Here is a 566-nt window from a genome sequence, read left to right as displayed (position 1 = left end):
ACCGGGACAACTTGTGAACCGATGCCACGACGGTTGCTGATCCTGCAGGTATGACGCTCATTCCTGCTCCTTCCGCGATGGTGCGCAGGACGCCGCATCTGCGCACAGCAACTCCTCCAGTCGCCGGGCAAGCTGTGGAACCGAACCGGAGAACGCTTCTTCACTCGAACCTGCGAGATGGTGGGTCACCAGGATGTCGGGGACGGTGCGAAGGGGACTGTCCACGGGCAGGGGCTCCACGTCGAAGGTGTCCAGAGCTGCTGCTCCCAGTCGTCCTGATGCGACAGCCTTGACCAGGGCCTCACTGTCGACCAGAGTGCTGCGCGCAGTGTTGACCAGTACGGCGGATCCTCGCATCGACGCCAACGCTTCCTCGTCGATGAGCGGTTTCGCCCCTCGGTGGCGCGGGCATGGAGGGAGACGACATCGCTCGTCGACAGCAGCTCGTGCAGGGAGCGGCACCGCTTGGCGCCGGGAACCGTACTCACATGCGGGTCGAAGTAGGAGACCCGGCACCCGAAGGGTTGCAGGAGTTCCGAGACACGGGAGCCGATCCGTCCGGCTCC

The 566-nt window shown here is 64.7% G+C and carries 1 pseudogene; it reads right to left on the bottom strand.

The window, feature by feature from the left end:
• Positions 1–57 precede the first annotated feature (57 nt).
• Positions 58–554 (bottom strand): annotated as a pseudogene (locus tag FK530_RS27140) (NAD(P)-dependent oxidoreductase).
• Between the last annotated feature and the right edge of the window lie 12 nt (positions 555–566).

The organism is Tsukamurella conjunctivitidis, assembly GCF_007858475.1.
Classification (GTDB): domain Bacteria; phylum Actinomycetota; class Actinomycetes; order Mycobacteriales; family Mycobacteriaceae; genus Tsukamurella; species Tsukamurella conjunctivitidis.
Note: the sequence above shows the minus strand (reverse complement) of the source record. Positions and strands in the feature narration are given on the sequence as shown.